We start from the raw sequence: 25,856 nt of genomic DNA on the forward strand, positions 1-25,856 counted from the left end.
CCGTCTGTCTCTCCTTTTCTAGTAAACTTTCTTTAGCTTTGCCTGTACCACAAGACGCCCGTTTTTAGGTGCAAGTACATGATCACAGGTCGATAAGGTGAGGATGAGGTCATCTGTGGACACGTCTGTCTTCGTTTGATAGATTGATTTCTTCCGCACAGCTTGCAAGTAATGGGCATATTCGCCAAGATCCTGAAAATCGGTTTGAATATAATCGAAGTCAACCGTCGTTTCATACACGGCAAAAATCTCCGCTTCATAGCTTTGATACAGCGTATCGTACTGAAATGTCCGGTGCTCATGGAAGAAATCTTTTTTTAGATAGTTTGTGAGTCCAGCAAACATGGATCCATCCCTCATCCGATGGCCGTACACCACTGTATTTGGGCTTTCATGCAGGACATCATTACGATAATCCATAAAGATACTGCCTGCCCGGGTGTCGTTTTTTAAATAATTACGAGTTAAGTAGAACGCATTATCGCGAGATTGAACGATCGGATACTGAATCATCGTATCCTCCATATTGATCCAGCCGACAATGTCCTCATTCACCTTCCGCAACTCATCAAATGACGAACGGATATTTCCCGACTCCCGTTTTTCATTCATTTCTTCATGTCCATACATCGTCTGGGCCTTTGCAAGCACCTGGCGATTTTGATAATAACCGAAAAGCTCGAAGCCGATAGCTGTACCGCTATAAATAAATACGCCTAAACAAACAATCGTCAGCATCCGCTGCCAGAGCTTTTTTCCTCGTTTCACACTGTCTCACCTGCTTTTTGCCCAGCTTATATGCCAACAGGCACGATGTACATTCCTGTTTCTGCATCCTGTCTAATCGTCACGGACACATCATAAATGTGCCGCACGTTTTCCTCTGTTAACACATCGTTTGGCTGTCCTTCACTGATAATCTGTCCATCCTTCATCGCTATGATGATATCGCTGTAGCGGACAGCCTGATTCATATCGTGGAGCACCATGACAATGGTTAATCCATGCCTGGCATTCAGCTCACGAATCAGCTCAAGAATGTCAAATTGATAGTAGATATCCAAATAAGTTGTCGGTTCATCTAAGAAAAGGATCGGTGTTTTTTGCGCAAGTGCCATCGCAATCCATACACGCTGCCGCTCTCCACCTGACAGTGAGGCGAGCGGCACCTTTCGTTTGTCCGTTAGCTTTGTACTGGACAGCGCCCACTCTATCGCTCTCTCATCCTCTTCCTTGTCTCCTCCGCGCATTGTCTGGTACGGCGTTCTGCCGAATGCCACGACCCGTTCGATCGTTAAATCAAGAGGTGCTTCATTTTGCTGATGGACGACAGCCAGCTTTTTTGCCAGCTCCTTTGGCTTGAACGCATTCAGCGCTTGCCCGTCTAAGTGAATCTGCCCTTTATTTGGACAATGATTATTTGCCATTAAGGAAAGCAGTGTGGATTTTCCCGATCCATTTGGACCGATAATGGTTGTGATTTTCCCCTTTTCAATCTGTGTTGTGACCGATTGAACGATGTCCTTCTGCTGGTCATATGAGAATGACACCTCACGAATGTCCATGGAGACGGTCCCCCCTTCTTAATAAAAAGATCAGAAACGGCCCGCCAATCACGGCCATGATCGTAGAAGCAGGAATCTCATTTGGCGCCACAAGCGTCCTGCCAAGCGTATCAGCCGTCAAAATAAGCAAAGCCCCGCTTAACGCAGAAAATGGAATCAGTACTCGGTGATCCGAGCCGACAAGCCTTCTTGAAATGTGCGGAATGAGCAAGCCGACAAAGGCTATCACGCCCGCTACTGCAGCTGTCACTGCCGCAAGTAAAACGGCTGTGATGGAAATCAAAAGGCGCATTCTGGTCACACGCAAGCCTAAGTTTTTCGCTGTCTTGTCTTGAAGGGCCAGGAGATTGCACCATCTGCTGAAGAAGAGTGCAACGACAAGACCGACGACACCATAGACACCGATTAAACGGACATCTCCCCACGTTTTCATCGTGAGATTCGACTGTCCTGACTGATTAATTGTGATATTGAAATAGCTGCAAATGGTCACAAATGCTTCAGCCATTCCAGTAAACATGGCATTGATGGCGATCCCAACTAAGATCATGCGGATCGGGCTTAAACCACCCTTCCAAGATAGAACGTATACGAGGAAACACGCAATCGCCCCGCCTAATACCGAAAATAAAGGTGAGTAGAAATAAAATTGAGGAAGCGCTGTAATCGCCATTAATGAAAAGAAGCTGGCTCCTGATGAAATCCCAATGACGCCGGCATCAGCTAACGGATTCCTCATGACCGACTGCAGCAGTACACCGGAGACAGATAAGGCGGCCCCTGTAAACATCGCGATGAGCACGCGGGGGATTCTCAAATCTTTAATGATTTCTACCTGTGCATGTTGACCGGTGATGAGCCCTTCTATTAATTCAATGGGGGTGACATGAATGCTCCCAGTAATGGCTGAATAAATAAACACGCAGACCAGTAAGAGACTGACTATCAGAAATAAAAATCCTGTTTTTTTCATCTTGAACGTCCTTTTATCATTAAGATTCGCAAACTTATGACGGATACAACTTACGAGTCAATTCATCTAATGCCTCTGCTGCCTTTAAATTACCTGTTGTTCCGAATAAGCTTTCTTCGAGGTCATACACCCGGTCTTGTTTGACCGCATTAAAATGTTTCCAGATGTCATTTGTTTTAAATTCTTGATCAAACATTTTGACGACTTCATCCGGCATCCCATGTGCGGCTCGGAGTATGATATCTGGATTCGCTTTTTGTAAATACTCCGTATTGGATTCCAAATACTCCATTTTCTCGCCTTCCACAATGTTCTTTCCTCCTGCGATACGTACAAGATCACCAATATATGAATTTTCTGTCGCCACCAAATAACTTCCTGGCACACCAAGCAAAATCAGAACGGACGGCTTGCGTTTTCCTTTTGTCTTCTCTTGTATGTCTTTCTTTTTTTGCTCAAACGCAGACACAATGCGCTCAGCCTGCTTCTTCCTGTCATACTTATCCCCAAGCTTCGTGATGGCCTTCTCCATGTTGGCCATACTCTCGAGATTTAAGTATGTGGCAGGGACACCTGCTTGCTGAAAGGGTTTCTCTAAATCATATTGAAGGGTTGTGACAGACAGGACATCTGTCGGTTGAAGTGATTGGATGATTTCCATGTCCGGGCTCATGGGATTGCCGACTTCCGGCAGTCCTTTGTAACGAGCTGGCAAGGATTTTTGACTTGTTGGCACCCCGACAAGATCAACCTCTAAAGCATCCATGATCTCCGCGGCTGCTACAGTCGTTGCTACAATACGCTCACTTGATTCAGCGCTTTTTTTGCCTTTTGCTGAGCTTTCAGCTGACTGTGAGCAGCCCGATAAGATCATGCACACACTGAAGGCAGCGATCAAGGTACATAACATTCGATGCTTCAAAAACAGAAGCCTCCTTTCGAAAAAAGAGAGTGGATGCGCCGAGGTAAAAGGCGCATCTCACTTAAAATAAAACGAACTATCTTGTCCGTGTTTGATATTTTCTGACGAGTACGAATAACGAACCGCCGAATAAAAGAATATACACCCAAAGAAGAGAGGCATCTCCCGTTTTCGGATTCAGCTGTCCAGACTCAGATTTGGTTTGGTCATCTGATGGCGTAAATGTCATCTGCTCCGCACCCGTTTCCTCTGGTGCTACATTCTCAAGTTGAGTTGTTTGAGAATCGTGATCATTTGGATTTTTGACAAATCCGATACTCTCATCGTCTCCAATGACTGTTGAAATGCCGCTTCCCTCACCGAGAGCGATTCCTTTTGTGTCATAGACAAGTTTGACATCGTACTGCTCATGATAGTTCGCAGCTGGAATATCAATTTTTACGCGTGCAGCCTGAGCACTGCTTAAACTTTTTGCTTCATATTGAATGACACGTGTATCTGCTTTTTGATCTGTTTTCGCGACAAGTGTCTCTTCAAACTTTCCGCCTGTTCCTACTTGGAATGACGTGATGGCTGAGCTGTTTTTCACTTTATATGAAACGAAATGGCGGCCATTTTTCACAACCAGTGTCGCAGGGCTCACGACGTAATCGTTCATGCGGGAAAGCTCATCCTTGTCTGCTTTCTTCATTGAGAAAGGAAGCTTGTATACACCATCTTTTAGCTGAGTAGTCTCTTGATCAGCTCCGCTGTTATTTGTTTCTGGTGATGGTGTATTTGGTTTTGGCGTTTCTGGTGTAGCTGGTGTTTCTTCCTCTACCACCTGTCCATCCTTCACTGGAGCGATACTCTTTGAATCAAATTGAAAACGAATATCGTAGGTTTGGTCATAGTTAGCGGCTGCTACTACAATGTGCACTTTTCCTTTCACCGCTTTTTTCAAATCAGCAGTATCAAATGAAACCACTCTTGTATTCTTCGCTTCATCTGTGCTCACTGTCTTTGCTTCTTGATAAGAACCGTTTTTCTCTGTTTTCAAAGAAGCGACAGACTTATGATCCTTCACTGTAAAGGAAATGGTCTGCTTTCCATTTTTGACGGTTAAGGATGCGGGATGTGAGAAGTATTGATTCATTCGAGATGCCTCATCCGTATCCCCTTTTAGCACACTGTAATTGATACGATATACGCCATCTTTTAATTGATTTTGCGCAGAATCATCTGGTTTTGTGCCATTGTTATTGCCTGGTGTTGTCGATTGATCGTCTGGTTTTGTACCGTTTTGATCATCCGGCTTTGTTTCGTTATCATCTGGCTTTGTACCGTTTTGATCATCTGGCTTTGTACCGTTTTGGTCATCCGGTTTAGTTTCATTGTCGTCTGGTTTTGTACCGTTTTGATCATCTGGTTTTGTTTCGTTATCGTCTGGTTTTGCAGGCGTAACGAGTGTTAAGCTGCTTTGATCGAATGCAAGCTGTACGTCATATGCTTCGTCATAAATAAAGCCGCCTAAATCCCAGTAAATTTTCACCCAGCCGTTTAATTTCGCTGATAAGTCGGCGACATCAAATTTGATCACACGTGTATTGGCTGTTTCGTCCTCACTGACCGTTTCAGTGGTAACGAGAGCACCATTTTGTTCAACCTTGAAATCTGTTATTTCTTTGCTTTGCTTCAGTGTGACATAAGCTGTTGTCTTGCCATTTTCCACAATCAGCTTAGCTGGCTTTTCTGTATAGGTATCCATCATAGACGCTTCTGAGGTACCATCTTTTAAAATGGTGAATCCGACTGTGTATTCCCCATCAACGAATGATGCCGCTTGAGCTGTTCCTTGAGGAATCTGAAACGCAGTCAACAAACTGAATAAAACAAGCAGAATGGCTGCCTTTAGATGAAAAAGACGTTTCAAATGGTGACACTTCCTTCCGTTAATGCTTGATGATCCACTTTCTTGCTAAAAACCCGCCAGAACATAAGACAAACACAAGGAGCCATCCTATCTGGCTTGTATCACCAGTTTGAGGGTTGTCTTCTTGTTGTTTCGTTGTGGATGTATCAGCTTTGTTTGTTGATTCTTTTGATGGCTGCTGACTTTCTTGTGCACCCGTTGATTTATTTTCACTGGTAGACGATAGCGATTTCATACTGCTTTCATCAAATTTCAGCTGAATGGTGTAATCATGATCATAATCAGCAGATTTCACAGTGACATGAATTTTGGACTTGATCGGTTTAGACAAGCTTTGAGCTTGGAACTGAACGAGCCTTGTATTGGCTTTTTTATTTGTTGAGAGAACGGTTGTATCGACATAGCCGCCATTTCCCGGCACTTTAAATTCCGTTACCCAGCTGCTATTTTTAATCGTCATTTGTACTGTCAGGTTCCCATTTTTCGCTATCACTTTTGCTGGCTTCAGCCAGTAATCATTTGCCATTGAGACCGCATTTCCTTCAGCTTTTAGCACTGTATAATTGACGGAGTATGTACCATCCTTTAATGCGGCAGCCTGTGCGTTTGAAAAAGGCAGCATAAGTGCCAGTAAAAAAACCGCCATGAAGACTGACAGCTTCATTCTTTTTTTCATCAAGCGAATTTCCTCCCTTTCTATTGAACAGATGGCGCATCAAACTTGAGGCGAATGTCGTAATTGCCTGTATATCCGATGGCTGGTACAGTCACACTCACTTTTGCTGGTACAACCTCAGTCAGGCTGTTCACATTGAATTCTACTGTTCTCTTATTCGCAGCTGTATTTGTACTGATCACCTTCGCATCTTTGTAGACACCTTGATCGAGCGTTTTAAAGCTTGTGATCCAAGAGCTGTTCGTTAACGTGACTTGTGCTTTGATTTTTCCATCCTTTACGACAAGCTTGGCTGGTTTTTCAAAATACATATTCGCTGTTGAAGTCGAATCGCTATCTGCCTTCCATACCACATATTGCGCTGAATATTGACCATCTGCTAAGCCAGCTGCTGAGGCCGAGCTAACAGGTGCTAGAGCAAATAATAGAACAAAACTAAGGAATAATAATACGGGTGATGTTGAACGAATGACTTTCATGTGAACCCTCCTAAATGATATTGATAATTATTCTCAATAGATAATAAAAAAAATAACCTTCACAAGTGCTGGAACACACTTATAGATGATTATGATAATCATTATCAATTGAGTTAAAAAAATAAATCTTTGCTTCCTAAAAGTCAAAGATGTCTGCTTCTAAATGATGGATTGATACGAGTTTTAGGCAATCTGTCCCATTTATAATACCATGGCATAACCTCCATTCCATTACAGGGAAAAGAACCCTCTTCTCCTTGATATTATATAATGCATGAAATGATTGTCAACATCATTTTTCATACTATTGTCTTAGTTTTCTGGAAAATCACACAAAAAAATTTCGATCAGACACACTGATCGAAATGGATTAAGATGAAACATGTTCCTCTATTTTGCTGTGTTTACGATCTAAAGACCAAGCATACATTTCACGAATAATCGGTTCAATTTTCTTCCCTTGAACTGTTAATTCGTATTCAATCCGTACTGGAATATCGGGGTATACTTTTTTCTCAACAAGTCCCTCAGCTTCTAAATCCTTCAGCCTTTCTGATAGTAATCTTCCGCTGATGTTCATTTCATTTTCAAGCTGACAAAAACGCTTAGGCCCTGTCAGAAGCTGATTGATGATGAGAATGACCCACTTCTTGCCTAGAATCTCCATGGCATCTGTAATTGGACAGCCATCTACTTGAGCCATATCTTACTCCCTCCTGCTTTTTTCTCTTTTTTTTATTATAACACAATTAATTACTTGAAATAAGTCACTAACTATTATATAGTTTAGTTACTAAAAGTAACAAGGTATTCATTTTTTATAGATTTTCAAAAACATTTGAACATGCCGATGCATATATCATGAAGGAGATGACCGAGCTTGAAGACAATTGAGCAGCTAAGGCTGGGTGTAACAGAATTACATGTGTCCAGCTTTGATCGTTCTTTACCTTTTTATACAGACATTTTAGGATTTTCTATATTAGAAAAGACAGATTCCACGGTGACACTTGGCAGCAATGCAAAGGAACCGATTCTTTTGTTAAAAGAAGATGCACAACTGAAAGAAAAGCCTGATCATGAGCCAGGACTTTATCATTTTGCTGTTTTATTACCTACCAGAAAAAACCTGGGCACATGGCTGGCACATGTAATCAAAAAAGGCTATCCTTTAATTGGAGCAAGCGATCACTTTTTCAGTGAAGCCATTTATTTAAGTGATCCTGACGGCATTGGCGTAGAAATTTATGCTGACCGTCCTCAGGACATTTGGGTCGGTGAGCATGGAGAACTGAAAGGTGGCGGAAATGCACCGCTTGATGGAGATGGCCTCCTGCAAGAAGCTGCTGATACCACATGGGAAGGACTCCCTGCCGGTACAGTGATGGGACACTTGCATTTCCATCTCAACCCAGAAGAAGCGGATTCATTTTATGTCAATACGCTCGGTTTTCATATCCGAATGGCTCCCCCAGCAAGCGTATTTATCGCCGCTGGTGTGTACCACCACCACCTTGCCTTTAATGCATGGGGACGCGGACGAAAAGGAGCCATTGATCCACGTTTTTCAGGAATTAGAAGCTATACACTGGTTTTCCCAGAAGAAGCAGACAGACAATCCGTCGTCGAACGTCTGACAAAAGCAGGCACTCAAGTCAACACGACAGGAAAAAGCAGCGAATTTGTTGATCCATTTGGCGTTCTCGTTCGTTTACAGATTGAAGAAACAGACTAAAAAGAAGGTGCAGAATATGGACAAACACACAGAGCTTAAAACAGCCATATTAAAAGATAAAATCAAACGAGTACAGCAAGAAGACGGGTATATCTATATCACTGGACCCATTAAACTGCCAGTGAATTTAGACGGCAGAACCGTGATGTTTAACTGGTATTCATGGTTAAAAGACGATGGAAAAGAGCCACTGTCAGATGAAGCTTTAATTGAAAGCCTTTCGTCGCGCCAGCTGGCTGATCATCAGCAGTCAAGCGTTCTTGTGTATGGGGATTTCGAGCACGCTGACGAAGCTCTTATCCGTATGCATTCCATTTGCCACACTGGCGATATTTTCGGAAGCAAGCGCTGCGACTGTGGATTCCAATTGAAGCAGTCTATGCGAATGATTGAGGACAATGGAGCAGGAGCCCTGTTTTACTTAGCCAATCATGAAGGCCGCGGCATTGGTCTATTCAGTAAAGCCATGGCTTATATTCTTCAAGAAAACGGCTATGATACAGTAGAAGCGAACGAAGCACTTGGTTTTGAAGATGACACACGTCAATACGAAGAAGCCATTGCCGTTCTTCAAACACTTCGTACAAAGCCGGTCAGACTCATTACCAATAACCCGAAAAAGACAGATGCGATCAGCCATGCAGGTTTATCTCTTTCTGGACGCATTCCGCTTTGGGGAGATGTCTCTGAATTTAACGAGAAATACTTGCAGACAAAAATCAACCGCTCAGGTCACATGAAGGCGGAGCAAGAGGTGCGTACGATTGCCACATCATGAGCGATATATGAAGCTAGCCCTTGATAATGCACGGGCAATGAAAGGTCAGACATCTCCGAATCCGCTCGTCGGGGCTGTGATTGTGCGAGAGAATGAGATTGTTGGCGTCGGCGCTCATATGAAAGCCGGTGAACCGCATGCTGAAATTCATGCACTTAACATGGCTGGAGACAAGGCAAAAGGAGCCACGATTTATGTGACCCTTGAGCCTTGTTCCCACCATGGGCGCACAGGCCCTTGTGCCGAAGCACTTGTGAAAGCCGGCGTCGAAACCGTTGTCGTCGCGGCTCTTGATCCGAATCCACTTGTCGCTGGCCGCGGGATTGCCATTTTACAAGACGCGGGCATCCAAGTTATCACGGGCGTACTTGAACAAGAATCCATACTGATGAATGAAGTATTTAATCACTTTATTACGAAAAAAACACCTTTCGTGACGCTCAAAGCGGGCATTACCTTAGATGGGAAAATCGCCTCTGCCACGTCTGACAGCAAGTGGATTACATCTGAGACATCCCGTTATGATGCTCACCATATCCGCAGTATCAATGATGCGATTTTGGTCGGTGCTCAAACTGTCATTCACGATGATCCTTCATTAACTGCGCGGATTCCAAATGGAAACAATCCGATTCGAATTGTCTTAGACTCTAAGCTGTCTACACCACTGACAGCAAAGATCGTCACAGATCAGATGGCACCTACATGGATTTTTACAACAAAGCAAGCCGATGAGGAAAAACGAGCGGCTTTAGAAGAAGCTGGCGTCCGTGTCTTTATGACTGACAGCGACACGCGGGTTCCCCTGCAGGAAGTGCTTCAAGTACTGGGAGAAAAAAATATCTCCTCCCTCATGATTGAAGGCGGCGGCCAGATTAACGCCTCTTTCTTAGAACAGCAGCTTGTAGATAAATTGGTCATCTATATGGCGCCTAAACTCATTGGCGGACGACTTTCCCCTTCCTTTTTCGGAGGCGAAGGCATACGCCTCATGAGTGATGCCATTGAACTGGATCAACTCACCGTGGAACCACTCGGGAAAGATATCAAAATGACGGGCTATCCCGTTTATCAATAACAAGTAGGCTGTCGAGGAAATCTCGACAGCCTTATTTTTGTCTTCTAGTCTCTTCTCTCTAAAAACTCAATTCGATTCCCAAATGGATCTTCTACATAAAACCGATTGGCTCCCTCCAATGGCTCATCTTCTTTTATACTAATCTGATGCTTCAATAATACCTCTTTTAATTCTGATAGGCTCTTTACAAGAAAAGCTGGATGAGCTTTCTTTGCAGCTTGAAAATGTTCCTGAATGCCAATGTGAAGCTGATGATGACCGCATTGGAACCAGACACCTCCTCGTTTAGCTAAATTGCTAGGCTTAGGTATTTCTTTCATCCCTAAAATTTCACCAAAAAACAAGCGAGCTTTCTCTTCACTGCCTTTTGGGGCAGCTAGTTGAACATGGTCGATTCCCAAAAAGTTTGACATATTTCCCTCTCCCTTTCTGTTCTCAATTGGTTTTTCAAAGTAGTGTTTCTTCAGTTTTTATGATGCTGAACAAATTTGATTGTTACCTCATTGGTGGGCTTGATACTTGAAGATTTTCTTTGAGGTGTTTCATAAGATGTAGTGTTTGAATGCAGTATTTTTTTCAAAAACAGAACTCCCATGGTCATGAAAGTTCTGTCCATCTAAGTGTCTCTTGTCATGACATTTGAAACCTAGATATATCATGATTCATTTTGATGAAACTTGTCGTAAAATGTTTCATGTGAAACATTGATCTTTACTTCGCTTCAACGAGCCTGCCAAAGCTTTCTGGTGAAAGTCCCGGTGAAATGCGGACCCGGTGCAAGGACATCATGCCTTGTTCCTTCTTTGCATGTCCTGGTTCAGTGGTAACAGCCATTTGGTATCCGGCTTCCTTCGCCAGCTTCAACGTCTCTTCATTATAGCGCCCGACAGGATAGCTGACCATTCTCGTACGCTGAGAAAATCGCTGATCGAAGAATGTCTTTGATCCTTTTAACTCCTCTTCCTGCTGCTGCTTTGATAAACGATTGAGCTCTAAATGATGAATCGTATGACTCTCAATCGAGATCCCATGTGCCATCATCTCATCCATTTGCTCATCCGTTAAGTGATTCGGACGGCCAATGGATTGCTCAATCATGAAAATGGTTGCTTTCATTCCATACTGTTTTAAAATCGGAAATGCCTTTGTATAGTTATCCGTATATCCATCATCAAATGTAATGAGGACACTCTTCTTACTTGGCATCGAATTTGTTGTGAAAACGCGGTACGCCTCTTCTGGCGACAGTGTGACATAGTCGTTGTCCTTCAGCCATTTCATATGAGATGCAAATTCGCTCTTTGGCACACGTAACGAGTTACCGCTTGAGATGCTGTGATACATCAAAATTGGAAGCTCGACCGGCTCCTTTTGCTTCATCCTGTTTTGTGTCTTTATCACTGCCGTTTCTTTTTTCTGATGCATATCTTTTGTTTGTAATGGACCCTTTTCCTCTTTGACGACTTGCTGGCTTCCTTCCGCCTGCTCCTTCATTCCCATACAGCCCGAAATGAGCAGCAGCATAAGACCAACCGTCATCAGCATACATGTTTTCTTCATTCACCAATCCTGCTTTCTCTTTATCTACCGAATGATTATAACAGAAATTGGTTATTCATTGATATCTATTTTGACAGGGTATTCATTTTTTTACACATTTCGATCATCTCGATGGCGAGCAGATGAATGGTCTCTGTTGTGAGCATTTGATCTTCTGCGTGTATCAGCAGTAAAGAAAACGGAAGCTGTTCACCTGCCGCTTCTTTTTGAATCAGCGACAAGTGCAGGTTGTGGATGCTTCGAAACGCTTCCTCCCCTTTTTCGATCAACTGCTGCGCTTTTTCAAAATCATCAGCTCTTGCTAGACGAATCGCTTCTACATAATGACTTCTTGCCTCGCCTGCATGGGCAATGATTTGAAAGGCTGCTCCCTGCATTTCCTCTAATACCGTCATCTGCTTCTCCTCCAATTACTCAAGATTCATTTGCTAGTTTCAGTGCATGCTCTAGGATTTTTTCTCCGTTTGCTGTTCCGTATAATCTCACATTGACGACATCGACAGGGATTTGATAAGGTGCCGCTGTTTTTTCTGCTGCTTTTTTCATAAAACTTACTTGCGGTCCAAGTAAAATCGCCTTTACATCCTCTCCATGCTCTTCTAGTTCATCCGCAATGGCTCCTTCAGGTATAGCATAAATATAGTAATCCAGCCCTTTAGCTTCTGCGGCGGCCTTCATTTTCGACACCACAATGGACGTCGACATTCCTGCTGCACAAGCGAGAATGATTCGTTTCATATCCCATCACTCCTATTGATAAATGACTTCTGTTTCAACTGTCAGTTCCCTAGTTTTGATTAATGTCTGATACCAAAACGCAGATGCTTTCAGCTGACGATTTCGTTCATTCTCCAGCTGTATTTCGACTAAGCCATAGCGGTTTTTAAAGGCATTCATCGGTGAGACATTGTCTGTAAATGCCCAAAGCATATAACCCGTGCAATTTGATCCTTCTGCTTTCGCTTGAAGTGCCCGCTTCAAATGCTGGCTGATAAATGAAATGCGATACTGGTCATCAATGATACCGTCTTCTTTTTTAAACCGTTCTTCCTTTTCTACACCCATGCCATTTTCGGCCACAAACCACTCAATATTTCCGTATTCTTCTTTTATCCTCATCCCCATATCGTAGACAATCTTCGGGTAGATTTCCCAGCCTCTGAAAGGATTCATTTTTCTCCCTGGAAGCTCAAACATATCGTAATAATAGGATGGATGAAAAGGTGTCCCTTCGTTCCAAGCCTTACTCGGCGCCTTGACACGATGCGGATAGTACAAGTTAAGTCCGACGACATCTACCGTATGATTCTTGATGATTTGAAGCTCTTCCTCTGTGGAATCGAAAAGAATATCATGCTTTTTCAACACATCGATCAGTTCCTCTGGATACTCCCCTTTGATGGAAGGATCTAAGAACACTCGATTAAAAAACAAATCATACATACGCGCCGCTTCTTGGTCATGCGGAGCAGACGATCTTGCATACGTCACTTCTGGATTGAGAATCACGCCGATTTTGGCTCCTGTCGATTCCTTCAAACCCATCTCCTGAAACAGCTTCACCACTTTTGCTGTTGCCAGTGCTTTGTGATAGTTCCACTGCATCCATTTCTTCGTATTTTGCTCATACGGATATCGGATGGCATCTAGATAAACACGTGTCTGGACAACAATCGGTTCATTAAAACTAAACCAATGCTTGACCCGGTCCCCGTAGCGCTCAAACACTTTTTCTGCATAGAGAACAAACAGATCGACGACATGCTTTGATGACCATCCGCCGTACTTCTCAAGCAAAACGGCAGGAAGCTCATAATGCTCTAAGCAAAACATCGGTTCTACACCTGCTGTGATTAATTCATTGATCAGATCATCAATGTAACGAGCGTAGGCCTCATCCACTATCCCATTCTCGTAATCTATGAGAAATCTCGACCAATTGATCGATGTCCTGTAATGTGTCAGCCCAATCTCTTTCATTAAGGCTACATCCTCAGGATAGCGCTCGTAAAAGTTCGTCGCACCAGCCGGCCCATAGCCTTCGTGCCACACGTGATACCCTTCCTTATACCATAAGTCGATGTACGAGTCCTGATGTGCCCGCTTTCCCTTCCATCCCTCCGTCTGCCATGCAGAAGCCGCAGCACCTAGGATAAAATCTCTTGGAATCTCAATGCTGTTCATGTCGCCGCCTCCCTTTTCTTTGTCTGAATGTTTATTCTGAATCTGGTGCTGCTTCTGGCTTGCGGTTAGACAAGAGAACAAACGGTAAATAGATGAAAACAGCAACCACAATACAGATAAGCTGTGTGATGACGGCTCCCATGCTGCCAGCAGTGGACAGCCATGCATTCACAAGCGGCGGTGTCGTCCACGGCACCATCACGACCGCTTTTCCAGCGAATCCTGTAGCCGTCGCAATATAACCAATCGTACCTGTCACAAGCGGTGTGATGATAAATGGGATCGCCATCACAGGGTTTAGCATGACAGGTAATCCAAAAATAACAGGTTCATTGATGTTGAACAGTCCGGGTCCTGACGAGAGCTTGGCAATGCTTCGCATCTCTTCCCTTCTCCCAGCAATAAAAATCGCAATCAAAAGACCTATGGTCACACCTGAACCGCCGATGCTCATATACACATCCCAAAACGGCATCGTGATAATATTCGGGATCTCTTTTCCCTCTTGAAATGCTGTCATATTCACTGCAATCGATCCTAATAAGAGCGGCTCCCGGATCGGCTTAATCATCTGGTTGCCATGGATGCCGATCACCCAGAAAAATTGTGCCACAAACATCAACGTTAAAATCCCTGGCAGCCCCTGCACAACACTTTCTAGCGGACGCTGCACAACGTTATACACTGCTTCATGCAAATAAATGCCTGTCACACGATGAAATGCAAACCCGAATGAACTAATGATTGTAATCGTAATGATCGATGGGAAAAGTGACGAAAAAGACGTTGCCACATTCGACGGAACCGAATCTGGCATCTTGATTTGCAGCCATTTCACCTCAGTCAGCTTACAAAAGATTTCCACAGATACGATCGCAATGATCATCCCTAAAAATAAGCTTTTTGGATCGGAAAATTGTCTTGCCAACACGTCTACAACCTCACGCATCGATCCATCAACTTCAAGAAGAAGTGTTGTTGGAATAACGGATATGAATGAAATCAACGCCATCAATCCTGGGAACAGCGACTTGTGCCCGTTGATTTTCCCAAGCTCAATCCCAATGAGGAACACAGCCCCAATGGTTAAAAAGTTCAGCGTGGCATAATTGATTGCCTTCATAATAGGCTGAAGCTCTGCTAAAAACCTGAATATCTCAAAATGAGCAAGCCCTGTTTCCGGGCTCATGATCATATTTGCCACCAGTACAGCAAAAGCTCCTGTAATGATGATCGGCATCAGTGTGACAAATGCCTGTTTAATCGCCATAATATATTTCTGATTGGTGATGCGATAAGCCACATGCCCCATGACATCTGCCGCTTTCTCCTTGAAGCTCATGATCCGTCTCCCCCTTTGCACAAACTCGTGATCATCCTCCTTTTTGATGTTATTTTAAAAGCGCTTTCATTAACATCTAATCTTTTTCCTCACAGATGCGGAAATGGGTGTCGCGTTTTTTCATTTGGCTGCTCCAATACTTGAAGTGCTGCTGTCAGTTCTTCAAATGAAGAGGCTTTGATGAGCTGTTCCACCACTTCCTTCCGTTCTGTCAGCCGCACAAGAAATTGATAAAGCGACTGTAATTCTTTTTGATACGTCTTCTGGATGCTTAATAAGCAAACGACTTGTACTCGATCTTCTCCCCACAACACCGGCTTTTTTAACGTACAGATTGCACAAAACGTATCGTCTGTTGCCGGCTTAATTGGATGAGGAATCGCAACCAAATGACCGAAAGAGGTGGGTGACACTTGCTCTCTTTCTAGCAATAATTGTTCAAACTCGTCTGGGATTCGATGCTGCTCCTTTAACACGTTCACGAAAAATTGAAGAACCTCTTCCCTTGATTGAAGGTCTTGCTGAAAAAATGTCATCGCCGGACTCACATACCGCAAAACCCCTGTATCCTGTGAATTTTGCACAAATCGTTTCAGCCGGACAATATCATCATCACTTAGAATCGTATGTACATCAATTACTGGCACAGGCAATGTATTCTGAAGCGGAATGGTACTAATAATAAAATCAATGCTTTTCAAATCATACGAAGGAAGTTCCCCCACACTTGCAGTTCCAGCGATCTCCAGTCTTCCGCTAAATGCCGCCGTGAGCTTATGAAGAAGAAGCTGACTGCTGGCGACACCCGTCGCACACACAATAAGACATGTCTTTCTCACATGCTGTGTTTTTGTCCGCTCGATTGCAGCTCCAATATGAAGTGCCAAATATCCGATTTCATCCTCAGGAATCTCAACACCCTCTTTTTCCTTCAGCCACCTGCCCATATAAACACCCGCCTCAAACGCAATGGGATAGTGCCTTTTAATGTCTGGTAAATAGGGATTTCGAATATTCATATCGTATCTAAAACGATGAATGGCGGAACGCAAATGAAGACTTAAACCAACGATCAGCTCCTTATCAAACTGAATATCAAGTGACATATGCTCCTCCACATAAGCAAGCAATTGGTGAGTGAAACAAAAATGATCTTCGTCCAGCAGATGAAATAGCGTATGGCCAGCCTCTCCATATGCCATCATCTTTGCCCCCATTAAGTGAATTGCGATGTACGCCATTTCAGATAACGGAAAATCAATCGCTAATACGCGGCGAATATCTTCTGTCATTTGTTGAACTATTTGGAAAACTGGCTGCACTTGAATTTCTCTCAATTCCGCTTCTGGCATCTGAACCAGCTTTTTTTCTTCTATTCGTTTGCATGCGATGGCAATATGGGTCACTAAATTACTTAAACCGATTTCTGATAAATGAAGCCCGGTGGCTTTTGTACGTGAACGCACGATGTCCTGAATCAGTTGATACGTTTCTTCAGGTAACAGTGTAGAGTGCGCTTGATCCTGCTGAAATACATGCTCTGCCATACAATATCTTAATTTCATTTCATCGCCTGTCAGACGCAGTCCATATTTAGGGCGGTGCGATATAGAAAGTCCATGCAATGAAAACAAATGCCTGACAGCTTTTAAATCATTTTTCACTGTGGATTCACTCACAAATAATTCCTCTGCCAATCCCTCTAATTTGATATATTCTTCTGACAGAAGCAGCCTTTTCAATAGATAAGCCACGCGGTCCTCAGGCTGATTGGGAATGGACTGTTCCTTTTTCTCATTTCTTTCTCTCAGTGATTTTTTCAAAAATGTACGAAATGCCCCATAATCTTCAACGCTCAATGTATAGCCTGCCCCGCGTTTAATATGTAGTGCGGCACCATGTTCTTCTAAGATCACTTTAAGCGCTTTCATATCTGTGCGGATGGTTCGTGATGTGACTCCGATCACACGGGCAATTTCTTCACTTGTCAGTTCCTGCTCCGCTTGCATCAATCTTTTCAGAAGCTCCTCCTGACGTAGAGATAGCATGGGCTCTCCTCCCTTGGCATTTACTTTTGCCTATCATCATAAACGAAAATAGAACTCTTTGCCCAGTTTTTCTTTCAAATCGGGAACCTGGATATGGCTCATTCGTATGAATATGAAACTAGAGGAGGGATGCTTTTATGTTTGTTGTCATTATCATATTAGCTTCTTTAGGAGCCATCGTTGCCAGCTTGTTCACACCAAAGGATAAACGTGCATCTGCTAAGCGTTCTGCACATCATAATTCAACGACAAGTACATATACTGATTCGTATACCCATCACGCTTCTGATGCCTCCTGCGGGAGTGATTCAGGTGATAGCGGCGGTGGTGGATGTGACTAAACAAAAAAACAGCCGCCCTTTTATGAGACGGCTGTTTCGTTTATGGTTTTAAAGAGCTTTCCAGCCCCGTTCAATCAAATGTTTAACGTCCTTTGCAAAATCCTCGCCCTTTTCCATCACGTCCTGAGCTCTTCCTGCAAAATTACTGGCAACGGCCAGCTCCATTTTTTTCAATTCAAAGTGTAAGATTTTTTGGTCAATCTCTGTTATATATTTTTCATATTCATCGTTGACGATGTCGTGCATCACGCTGTAAGCGTCTTTTCGGTGGCGATGAAAGTCGGTTCCTCTCTCGCCTTTCCATGACGAATCTAGAGCAGGCTTCTTGATTTCTTTGATATCTGACTGGGCAAGATCTTGTTCTGTTCGAATATTGCTTTTGGCTGTCTTTAACCGAGAGATCATTTCGTCAAATTCTGCACGTTTGTTCTCAATTCCCATATGCAGATGGTGCAGCATCTCGGATAAACTCATGTCATCCACCTCTATCTGACCTCATACGAAAGCACGGCGTGAGCACCTTTGGAAACCATCGACTCACTTGATTTTTCCAATCCTGACATTTCTATCGTTCTGCTTTCATTAAGTATAGTATAAGGTGAAAAGCCTCAGGCTTAAATAGGGAAAAGGTGTCCTTTTAGCGACGCGTTTGGAAGAAAAACGGAATAATACAAGGTCTTACACCCTGGATTTTATATGAGTCTTTATAACTACAATTACTTCATGTAAATGATATCCATAAATAAAAGCGATTGTGCTGGTTATTTTGCAGCAATCGCTTCGTCTTGTTCTTTTAATGTTTTCACGTTAGAACGTGTATCCTGAACGTTTTTGATTAGGGCTTCTTTAAAGCTTGAAACCATTTCGCTTACCTCTGCTTCACGTGCCGTCCACTTGGTTACAAATTCAAGGCTGTTTTCACCCGCTTTATCTGCTGCCTTTTTCATCGCTAAAGCTTCGACTGCTTGGGAGACTTCATCTAGTTTATCCATGACTGTTTGGTAGTTTAACTTAATTTGTCCCATTGTGATATCCTCCAGATTTGTTCAGCATGAAGCTTGTTTACAAGCTGCTCCATGCTTTTGAGATCAAGCGTTTTGCGTCCTCTACTGCGTCTTCTCCTTTTTCAGCAAGGCGTGCGGCGTCTCCAGCTAAGGAACTGGCAAAGGATAACGCAGCTTGTTCTGCTTCTAATGTACTGATTTTGAATTCGATACGGCTGACGTAACGTGGGTATTTATCATTCACGATCGTTTGCAGCGCATCATGTGCTTCATTTCGGTCTGTTTTGAAATCCTGGCTTCGCTCACCTTTCCAAGAGGTCCCAAGCTTTGGCTGCTTGATTTGCTTTAAATCTGTTTCTGCCGCATCTTGTTCACGTTCAACCTTGCTTTTCGCCTTTTTGAGCCGAGCGATTTTCTCTTCAATTTCTGCTTTTTTATTTGAAATGCCACCGTTAAGGGCAGACAGCATATCCGATAAGCTCATATGGGTTCCTCCTCCTGTCAAAAAATAAAAACGCTGCTTAGAGTCCCTCTAAACGAGCGTAAGGTGAATAGCACTTTTTCCAATATTGTTATTATAAGGTTCAAAGACTCATGTTTGAATAGGGATTTGTGCCCTTTTTATGGGATAAATATGCTTTCACTCTGCTTCACACTCCCCCTTTTGACCTCTTTTATAGGAGGCCTAAATTCCTGTTCGTTTGCTATATGTCACATATAGTCTCTCGGTCCTAGGACAAACAAAGCCGCCCCGTGCAGGAGCGGCTTTTTCAAACGGCTTATGAGGCCGATTCTTCTCTTTCTTGTTGATCTTTCACGTACCAAATGAATTTGCCCGTATATCCGTAAATGATCGCAAGACCAATGGCGACAAAGCTCAACCACATAAATGGTAAATAAGAGAATGTCGATACGCCGAGGATTCCTGCCATGTAAATACCGTTATCTGACCATGGAACCATACCAGAAGTAAGCGTACCACCGACCTCAGAGTTTCTGGATAAAACCCGTCTGTCTAACTTTAATTTATCGTAGCTCTTTTCCATAATTTTTGGTGTAAGGATTAACGATACATACATCGCACAGCCAAAGATATTGGCGAAGAACGCAACAACGAGTGTAGACAGCGTTACATTCCCTGCATTATGTAATTTTTTCTCAAATGTCGCAACGATGACTTTTAATACGCCTAAATATTCTAATACTCCACCGAAACCAAGTCCGAGAATAATGACCACTAAAGATCCAAGCATATTCACAATACCGCCACGGTTTAACAGCGTATTTAAGAATTCTACATCTGAATTAATAGAGAAACCATTATAAGCTGTACCAAGTGCATCGGCTGGATTCATTCCTTGGAATGCCATTGCCCAAACTGCGCCAAGAAGCGCACCAATCGCAATAACAGGCATTGAAGGTTTTTTCAAGACAAGTAATAGCACAACAATAAGCGCCGGAATGATCATCCAAATATTAATCGTGAATGTATCTTGCAGTGCTTGTTTCAAAAACTCTACTTTTCCTTGATCAATATTTTTTCCGCCATACATAAACCCGGTAATGGTAAACATAATGGCAGTTATGACAAAGGCAGGTATGGATAAGACCATCATCGCTCGAACATGTGCGAGCACGTCCACTTTTGAAAGTGAGGAAGCAAGGACAGTACTATCAGATAATGGAGATAATTTATCACCAAAATAGGCTCCAGATAAAACAGCACCAGCCACGATAGGTAATGGAATTCCCAAACCTTCACCAATCGCAATCATGGCAATACCTGCGGTTCCAACTGTACCCCATGATGTTCCTGTAGCAACAGACATAATGGAACAGATAATCAGTGTAGCTAGTAAGAATATATTAGGATGAATAAATTCCAGTCCATAGTAAATTAACGTTGGTACAACTCCACCAGCAATCCATGTTCCTACAAGTGCACCTACTGCAATTAAAATTAAAACAGCTTCTAAACCATTCGATATCCCTTTTGTAATGGCGTTTTGAAGATCCTTATAAGAATGCCCCAATCGAATACCCAACGCAATAACCATAAACCATGAGATAAACAATGCGAGTTGAATATCTAATTTGAAGTAAAGAGTAAATGATAAAACAATTGCTAAAAACAAGCCAAGTACAGCTACGACTTCTAAAATAGATGGTAGACGTGGTGTTTTCATTGTGTTTCCTCCCTTTGTGCGTGCGTTAAGCGTTTTCAAAATATTGTGAAAAAAGTGTGTCAATTCGAAAGAAAGTGAATTGCCTGTTTTTCTCTTTTTCACAGGCAATTCCACATACTAATAAAATAAAATTTTTGATAATATTATCGCTCCAGGAGCTCTGCCCCCGCAATGCCAGGCTTTGTCATCTCAAATGGATTTAAGATAATATCAAGTTCTTCTTCCGTTAAAACATCATTCTGCAAGCAAAGATCTCTGATCGATTGACCCGTTAAAATGGCTTCTCTTGCAATTCTAGCGGCTGCTTCATAGCCTAAGTGAGGGTTCACGGCAGTGATTACGCCTGCACTTTTTTCTACATATTCTTTCAAACGTATTTCATTTGCTTCAATGTCCACTAAGCAATGATCTGTGAATGAGCGGAATCCGTTATTCATTATACTAATAGACTGAAGCAAGTTAAAGACCAGAACTGGCTCCATCACATTTAACTCAAGCTGGCCTGCTTCAGAGGCAAGACAGATCGTGTGGTCGTTCCCAATGACCTGGAATGCGATTTGGTTAATGAGCTCTGCCATGACTGGATTGACTTTCCCAGGCATAATGGATGATCCAGGCTGACGAGCTGGCAATGCAATTTCAGCAAGACCTGCACGCGGACCAGATGCCATTAAGCGAAGGTCATTGGCAATCTTAGACATGTTCATCATACATACTTTTAAAGCGGCGGATACTTCTGTGTAAGCATCTGTATTTTGCGTTGCATCCACGAGATGCTCTGCCCCTACAAGAGGAAGACCAGAAATATCAGCGAGCTTTTTCACCACGATCTCAATATAACGAGGATCTGCGTTTAAGCCCGTCCCAACAGCTGTCGCACCCATATTGACTTCATATAAATGCTGCTTCGATTGGTTGATCCGCTTAATATCACGGCTCAGCACACGGCTGTAAGCTTCAAACTCCTGTCCCAAACGGATTGGAACAGCATCCTGCAAGTGCGTACGACCCATTTTGATCACATGATCGAATTCTTTTGCTTTCTTTTTGAAGACGTCATGCATGGCTTGCATCGTTTCAAGCAGAATGTCTAACTGCTTGAGCACAGCAATATGAATCGCCGTTGGGAATGAATCATTCGTTGATTGCGACATATTCACATGTGTGTTTGGGCTTAAATGGATGTATTCACCCTTTTGATGTCCCATGATTTCTAGCGCTCTGTTTCCAATCACTTCATTGGCATTCATATTCATGGACGTTCCTGCGCCGCCTTGAATTGGATCGACAATAAAGTACTCGTGCAGTTTGCCTTCAATGACTTCATCAGACGCTTGAACGATGGCATTTCCAATTCCTTCATATAAACGTCCGACTTCCATATTGGCTTGAGCTGCTGCTTTTTTCACGATGGCAAAGGCTCTGATTAGTTCCTCGTGCATCCGATATCCTGTAATCGGGAAATTCTCTTTCGCACGAAGGGTTTGAACCCCATAATACACGTCTGCTGGAATTTCTTTTTCACCAAGAAAATCCTTCTCATAGCGATAAGTTGCTTGAACCATCTCTTATGACCTGCTTTCTATAGAATAGTTAAATCACTAAATCTTCTGCGATTGGCGTTTCCATAATCTTTTTGACTTCTCTTGGATCTGTTGTTTTGCCTAGTGCCCACATCAGTTTCGGCACGATAGCTTCTGTATTCATATTTCTTGAACGTGCCACCAATTCTTGATTGATCTTGCGTCCTACCTCATACACACTCATGTCTTCGCCTTCTTCAAGACACTGAGTGGTGATGACAACAGAAATGCCTTCTTCCAGCAATTCGTTGATCTTTTCTAAAAGGTTTCTTCCTTCGAAAGGAATTCCGCCGCTGCCGTAGCTTTCAATGACAACGCCTTTGTACATGCTTTTGACTGCATCTAAAAACTCAGGCTTAAGGCCTGGGTGCAATTTTAACAGACACACATCTGTGTTCAAGGATGCATCTAATTTAAGCGGTTTCATTGGTGTTCTTTTTACTTTGCTATTGTATTCAATTTGATGGTTTTCAATTGATGCAATATATGGGTAGTTAATGCTTTCAAATGCATCATAGCTTTTCGTTCTTAGTTTGATCGCACGTGTTCCTTGGATGACTCTGCCATCAAACACGACATACACGCCGCCAACACCGTCACATGCAAAACGAATCGCATCTGTGATGTTTTTCTTCGCATCTGTTTTCTTAAAAGTAATCGGAATTTGTGAACCTGTAATTACGATCGGCTTATCAGGATTTTGCAGCATATAAGACAGCGCTGCTGATGTATAGGCCATTGTATCGGTTCCGTGAGTCACAACAAACCCATCATACTGATCATAATTCTCATAAATGGCTGTTGCGATATCAACCCAGTATTCAGGCTGCATATTTGTACTATCTATACTCATTAGGGACTTTGTGTCCATTGTATATTCTGCATTAATTTCGTTTAAATAGCTCAAAAGATCCTCAGCTTTAACACCTGGAGCTAATCCATTTTCACTCTCTACAGATGCTATCGTCCCACCAGTCGTTAAAAGCAATAATTTCTTCAACAGGTCCACCTCTTTCGTAAAATTACTTCGTTTGTCACACATATTATAAGCTAGCTTGTGCTATTCTATAATATACGCTTTACGCGTACCTTCATTGCCATTATAGTCACATAACGCGAATTAATCAAGAAATTGTTACGCATAACGCGTACATTCTATGCCAAAATATGATATACTGTTGTTGTAAATAAAGGAGCGTTCATGTATGATACTCGATCGTTTAACCACTCTTAGAAAAAAGAAAAAATGGTCTCTCCAGCATACGGCAGATCGCCTAGGTATCGCCAAAAGCACCTATGCCGGTTACGAATCTGGGTACCGACGACCTTCGCTTGAAGCAGTGAAGCTGCTGGCTGATTTGTATGATACGTCCATTGATTTTTTACTTGGTAGAACGGACGAGCCAGAGATACAACGCAAAATCTCTGATATCAAAATTGAACTGACGGAAGCAAAAGAAGGAACCATTCATGTAGACGGCGTTCCCCTAAATGATGAAGAAATCAAACAGCTTGTTGCCTTTATTCGGGCGAAAAACACTCTAAAAGTATAAACACAGAAAAGAGAGGCACCTATCAAACAGGTGCCTCTCTTTCCTTTTCCAATCTCAATATGGAGAAGACAGCTGGCTTAATTCCTCTAGCCGCCGCTTCGCTTCTTCTTTATTAAAAGAACTATAATAGCGATAATTCTCCTCATCTAGGATGCGGTAGTGCTGACTAAGTACATTTTGCTGAAGGCGAAACGTGCCTTTTTTGACAGCCGTCCTCCACCAAACCTTTCCGCCAATCGTACGCTCAACTGATAGATGTAATTCATCATGTGCCACAACTTCCAAAATCTCAAGCGGGTCATCCCCTAGTGTCCCTTTCAGAATGTCACTATCTCTGAATAATGCACATACGGCCGCGGATTGCGTCCAATTGAGACGCAGCCTGTTTTTTTCAACCTGCTGTAAATGCCGTTTCGATAGACCAAGTACCTCCGCCATGCGATCCTGCGTATAATCCTTTTCTTTTCGAATCCGTGCCATTTGTTCTGTGACGAGGTCGATTACCATCTCTTTATCCATATCTCATCACCTCTTTCGAGTGTTCAGTCTTTACTGACATCATACACGATTTTTTCGAAAAAGTGGCGCCTCATCCTATACAATTCTGACAAAACAGCTTAGTCGGTCTTCTCTTCTCCCTGGCCATGCTGCTGTCTCCAATTTTCTTGGGCTGCCTGATGTAAATATGGATAGATCTCCTGTTTGACGGTCTGCTCAAATACTTCTTCATCTAAAATGCTGTACGCCGGAATTCTGATCAATTTTCCATCTACTTTCCGAATGAGCACATCCATAAAAAGAAATCCTCTTATGCTGTACCGATGCCTGCGCATGTCGATTGATTGAATATCTTGAAAAGGAATCGTTCGCTCCCTGTACAGCACAGCGCCATTCTCTCCACGCTGAATCCGAAAAATCACATTTCCCCTCTTCGTAAAAGCAGGCAAAATCATCAAAAAGGAGATCCAGCCATAGACAATACCTAATAGTCCGCCTAAAAATAAAAACAATGTATAGTTCGATTCAAATGTAAGAGCTTCTGAAAATAACCAAATACCGATGATACCGAAGCCGCCCGTTGCTAAGAATGCCCATACTCTTAAAAAAGGTCTGCTCCTTACTTCTATTACTTCACTTGGATTCAAGCGTCATTCTCCTTTTCTCCATTAGAATATAGAACGGAACCCGTCTCGATGAGCCGTCTCAATGCGAAATTGATTTTCCTTTACTCCTGATACAAGCCACGACTGGTTCTCACCTGGAATGACAAATATCATCGACTCCACATCAGGCGTATTATTTTTGTCATAGACGACCTTCATGAGGGAATCCATCTTTCCTTTTCTCGTCTGTACATCAGAAACAAATGCCTTCACGAGCTCTTGATTCTCTGCTTGATTCAGAAAGGATGGCCACTCATTTTTTGCTTCGCTTGCTTGCTCTAACAGCATTTCAAATTCGTCTGCCTGGAGGCTGATGACAGGTTCAGGGTGTTCATTCATCTGTAGATTGAAAAAGGCTGTCACTTGCTCTTCTGCCTGCTGATCGCCGCTCAGTTTACGAATCTGATGCACTTGTTGATCATAAAGCGTATGATGCGCATATACACCCGCCTGAGTTGTGTGAAAGGAGGTGCTGATTTCTTCATCTAAATCTCCAAATCTAGACGCCTTGACGGTGTAAGAGGCATCATTCATCGCCTGGATGAAATGACGGTATTCCGCTTTATAACGGTATTGTCTGTTTCGAAATTCCAGTACACCTTTTGCGAGCAAAGAACGGCACGCAATTTCAAATAAAAACCCAAGGCGCTCATCCTCAACATCAGGATAATACGCTTCCTTTAAGGACATGCCTTGTTCAAAATAGCCTTCACTGTAAAAACTAAAGATGAGTTCCTCAATACTTAGACTTAGCTGATCCAACTTGATCTCTCC

29 protein-coding genes are annotated in these 25,856 nt (G+C 42.8%); 5 read left to right on the top strand and 24 right to left on the bottom strand.

Annotation, left to right across the window (positions count from 1 at the left end):
• Positions 1–18: 18 nt before the first annotated feature.
• The 8 genes from srtB to AC20OE_RS03675 form a co-directional block, all read right to left on the bottom strand.
• Entirely contained in the window at positions 19–768 is a 750-nt protein-coding gene (gene srtB, locus AC20OE_RS03640) for a class B sortase (protein WP_039182494.1), read from the bottom strand.
• Between the two features lie 26 nt (positions 769–794).
• Positions 795–1,565 (bottom strand): ABC transporter ATP-binding protein, encoded by a 771-nt coding sequence (locus AC20OE_RS03645; RefSeq protein ID WP_064498835.1) that lies wholly within the window; start codon positions 1,563–1,565, stop codon positions 795–797.
• Positions 1,552–2,538 carry a FecCD family ABC transporter permease gene (locus AC20OE_RS03650; RefSeq protein WP_058838449.1) on the bottom strand — a complete coding sequence of 329 codons (987 nt, stop codon included), beginning with the start codon at positions 2,536–2,538 and terminating at the stop codon, positions 1,552–1,554. Before AC20OE_RS03650 ends, AC20OE_RS03645 begins: the two co-directional genes overlap by 14 nt.
• A 34-nt stretch (positions 2,539–2,572) precedes the next feature.
• Entirely contained in the window at positions 2,573–3,460 is an 888-nt protein-coding gene (isdE, locus tag AC20OE_RS03655; protein WP_487268417.1) for a heme ABC transporter substrate-binding protein IsdE, read from the bottom strand.
• 76 nt (positions 3,461–3,536) lie between these two features.
• Positions 3,537–5,372, bottom strand: a complete 1,836-nt coding sequence (locus tag AC20OE_RS03660; RefSeq protein WP_487268419.1) for an NEAT domain-containing protein — start codon at positions 5,370–5,372, stop codon at positions 3,537–3,539.
• 19 nt (positions 5,373–5,391) lie between these two features.
• Positions 5,392–6,048, bottom strand: coding sequence for a heme uptake protein IsdC (gene isdC / locus AC20OE_RS03665; RefSeq protein WP_058838446.1), 657 nt, complete (start codon positions 6,046–6,048; stop codon positions 5,392–5,394).
• 20 nt (positions 6,049–6,068) lie between these two features.
• A complete protein-coding gene (locus tag AC20OE_RS03670) occupies positions 6,069–6,527 on the bottom strand; it encodes an NEAT domain-containing protein (RefSeq protein WP_487268421.1) in 459 nt (152 codons plus the stop codon).
• Positions 6,528–6,897: 370 nt separating this feature from the next.
• Positions 6,898–7,230 carry a winged helix-turn-helix transcriptional regulator gene (locus AC20OE_RS03675; RefSeq protein ID WP_047202942.1) on the bottom strand — a complete coding sequence of 111 codons (333 nt, stop codon included), beginning with the start codon at positions 7,228–7,230 and terminating at the stop codon, positions 6,898–6,900.
• A 177-nt stretch (positions 7,231–7,407) separates the two neighbouring features.
• On the opposite strand from AC20OE_RS03675, the gene AC20OE_RS03680 reads away from it, so the two are divergent.
• The 3 genes from AC20OE_RS03680 to ribD are packed head-to-tail and all read left to right on the top strand — an operon-like array spanning position 7,408 to position 10,118.
• Positions 7,408–8,262 (top strand): VOC family protein, encoded by an 855-nt coding sequence (locus AC20OE_RS03680; protein WP_047202941.1) that lies wholly within the window; start codon positions 7,408–7,410, stop codon positions 8,260–8,262.
• A 16-nt stretch (positions 8,263–8,278) separates the two neighbouring features.
• On the top strand, positions 8,279–9,040 hold the full coding sequence (locus tag AC20OE_RS03685) for a GTP cyclohydrolase II (RefSeq protein ID WP_024427515.1): 762 nt from the start codon (positions 8,279–8,281) through the stop codon (positions 9,038–9,040).
• Positions 9,027–10,118, top strand: a complete 1,092-nt coding sequence (ribD, locus tag AC20OE_RS03690; RefSeq protein WP_047202940.1) for a bifunctional diaminohydroxyphosphoribosylaminopyrimidine deaminase/5-amino-6-(5-phosphoribosylamino)uracil reductase RibD — start codon at positions 9,027–9,029, stop codon at positions 10,116–10,118. Before AC20OE_RS03685 ends, ribD begins: the two co-directional genes overlap by 14 nt.
• Positions 10,119–10,162: 44 nt before the next feature.
• On the opposite strand, the gene AC20OE_RS03695 is transcribed toward ribD, so the two are convergent.
• From AC20OE_RS03695 to AC20OE_RS03725, 7 genes are all read right to left on the bottom strand, one after another.
• Complete coding sequence (locus tag AC20OE_RS03695) at positions 10,163–10,531, bottom strand: VOC family protein (RefSeq protein ID WP_047202939.1); 369 nt, start codon at positions 10,529–10,531, stop codon at positions 10,163–10,165.
• A 298-nt stretch (positions 10,532–10,829) separates the two neighbouring features.
• Complete coding sequence (locus AC20OE_RS03700; protein ID WP_411801715.1) at positions 10,830–11,678, bottom strand: polysaccharide deacetylase family protein; 849 nt, start codon at positions 11,676–11,678, stop codon at positions 10,830–10,832.
• 65 nt (positions 11,679–11,743) lie between these two features.
• A complete protein-coding gene (locus AC20OE_RS03705; protein ID WP_024423898.1) occupies positions 11,744–12,073 on the bottom strand; it encodes a PTS sugar transporter subunit IIA in 330 nt (109 codons plus the stop codon).
• Between the two features lie 19 nt (positions 12,074–12,092).
• On the bottom strand, positions 12,093–12,416 hold the full coding sequence (locus AC20OE_RS03710; RefSeq protein WP_041087591.1) for a PTS sugar transporter subunit IIB: 324 nt from the start codon (positions 12,414–12,416) through the stop codon (positions 12,093–12,095).
• Positions 12,417–12,428: 12 nt separating this feature from the next.
• Complete coding sequence (locus AC20OE_RS03715; RefSeq protein ID WP_487268427.1) at positions 12,429–13,862, bottom strand: glycoside hydrolase family 1 protein; 1,434 nt, start codon at positions 13,860–13,862, stop codon at positions 12,429–12,431.
• Between the two features lie 31 nt (positions 13,863–13,893).
• Positions 13,894–15,204, bottom strand: coding sequence for a PTS sugar transporter subunit IIC (locus AC20OE_RS03720; RefSeq protein ID WP_487268429.1), 1,311 nt, complete (start codon positions 15,202–15,204; stop codon positions 13,894–13,896).
• Between the two features lie 89 nt (positions 15,205–15,293).
• Positions 15,294–17,252, bottom strand: a complete 1,959-nt coding sequence (locus AC20OE_RS03725) for a BglG family transcription antiterminator (RefSeq protein ID WP_487268431.1) — start codon at positions 17,250–17,252, stop codon at positions 15,294–15,296.
• Between the two features lie 137 nt (positions 17,253–17,389).
• Between AC20OE_RS03725 and AC20OE_RS03730 the strand changes: the two genes are divergently transcribed.
• Positions 17,390–17,593: a hypothetical protein gene (locus tag AC20OE_RS03730; protein WP_487268433.1), complete on the top strand. Its 204-nt coding sequence runs from the start codon at positions 17,390–17,392 to the stop codon at positions 17,591–17,593.
• A 48-nt stretch (positions 17,594–17,641) separates the two neighbouring features.
• Here AC20OE_RS03730 and AC20OE_RS03735 read toward each other — a convergent pair whose 3' ends face one another.
• From AC20OE_RS03735 to AC20OE_RS03760, 6 genes are all read right to left on the bottom strand, one after another.
• Positions 17,642–18,067 (bottom strand): YwqH-like family protein, encoded by a 426-nt coding sequence (locus AC20OE_RS03735; protein ID WP_039182541.1) that lies wholly within the window; start codon positions 18,065–18,067, stop codon positions 17,642–17,644.
• 287 nt (positions 18,068–18,354) lie between these two features.
• Positions 18,355–18,618: a YwqI/YxiC family protein gene (locus AC20OE_RS03740; RefSeq protein ID WP_024423905.1), complete on the bottom strand. Its 264-nt coding sequence runs from the start codon at positions 18,616–18,618 to the stop codon at positions 18,355–18,357.
• Positions 18,619–18,655: 37 nt separating this feature from the next.
• On the bottom strand, positions 18,656–19,081 hold the full coding sequence (locus tag AC20OE_RS03745; protein WP_041118256.1) for a YwqH-like family protein: 426 nt from the start codon (positions 19,079–19,081) through the stop codon (positions 18,656–18,658).
• Between the two features lie 295 nt (positions 19,082–19,376).
• Positions 19,377–20,783: a Na+/H+ antiporter NhaC gene (gene nhaC, locus AC20OE_RS03750; RefSeq protein ID WP_058838438.1), complete on the bottom strand. Its 1,407-nt coding sequence runs from the start codon at positions 20,781–20,783 to the stop codon at positions 19,377–19,379.
• Positions 20,784–20,926: 143 nt separating this feature from the next.
• On the bottom strand, positions 20,927–22,348 hold the full coding sequence (gene aspA, locus AC20OE_RS03755) for an aspartate ammonia-lyase (RefSeq protein ID WP_228280052.1): 1,422 nt from the start codon (positions 22,346–22,348) through the stop codon (positions 20,927–20,929).
• 28 nt (positions 22,349–22,376) lie between these two features.
• Positions 22,377–23,366, bottom strand: a complete 990-nt coding sequence (locus tag AC20OE_RS03760; protein WP_024427527.1) for an asparaginase — start codon at positions 23,364–23,366, stop codon at positions 22,377–22,379.
• A gap of 205 nt (positions 23,367–23,571) precedes the next feature.
• Here AC20OE_RS03760 and AC20OE_RS03765 point away from each other — a divergent pair, with 205 nt between their 5' ends.
• Positions 23,572–23,919, top strand: coding sequence for a helix-turn-helix domain-containing protein (locus tag AC20OE_RS03765; protein WP_039182556.1), 348 nt, complete (start codon positions 23,572–23,574; stop codon positions 23,917–23,919).
• 54 nt (positions 23,920–23,973) lie between these two features.
• Here AC20OE_RS03765 and AC20OE_RS03770 read toward each other — a convergent pair whose 3' ends face one another.
• The 3 genes from AC20OE_RS03770 to AC20OE_RS03780 form a co-directional block, all read right to left on the bottom strand.
• Entirely contained in the window at positions 23,974–24,438 is a 465-nt protein-coding gene (locus tag AC20OE_RS03770) for a helix-turn-helix domain-containing protein (protein ID WP_039182560.1), read from the bottom strand.
• Between the two features lie 98 nt (positions 24,439–24,536).
• On the bottom strand, positions 24,537–25,064 hold the full coding sequence (locus AC20OE_RS03775) for a YfjD family protein (RefSeq protein ID WP_151284923.1): 528 nt from the start codon (positions 25,062–25,064) through the stop codon (positions 24,537–24,539).
• A gap of 21 nt (positions 25,065–25,085) precedes the next feature.
• Entirely contained in the window at positions 25,086–25,844 is a 759-nt protein-coding gene (locus AC20OE_RS03780; RefSeq protein ID WP_268501910.1) for a hypothetical protein, read from the bottom strand.
• Positions 25,845–25,856 lie beyond the last annotated feature (12 nt).

The organism is Bacillus sp. SRI_025 (genome assembly GCF_057592095.1).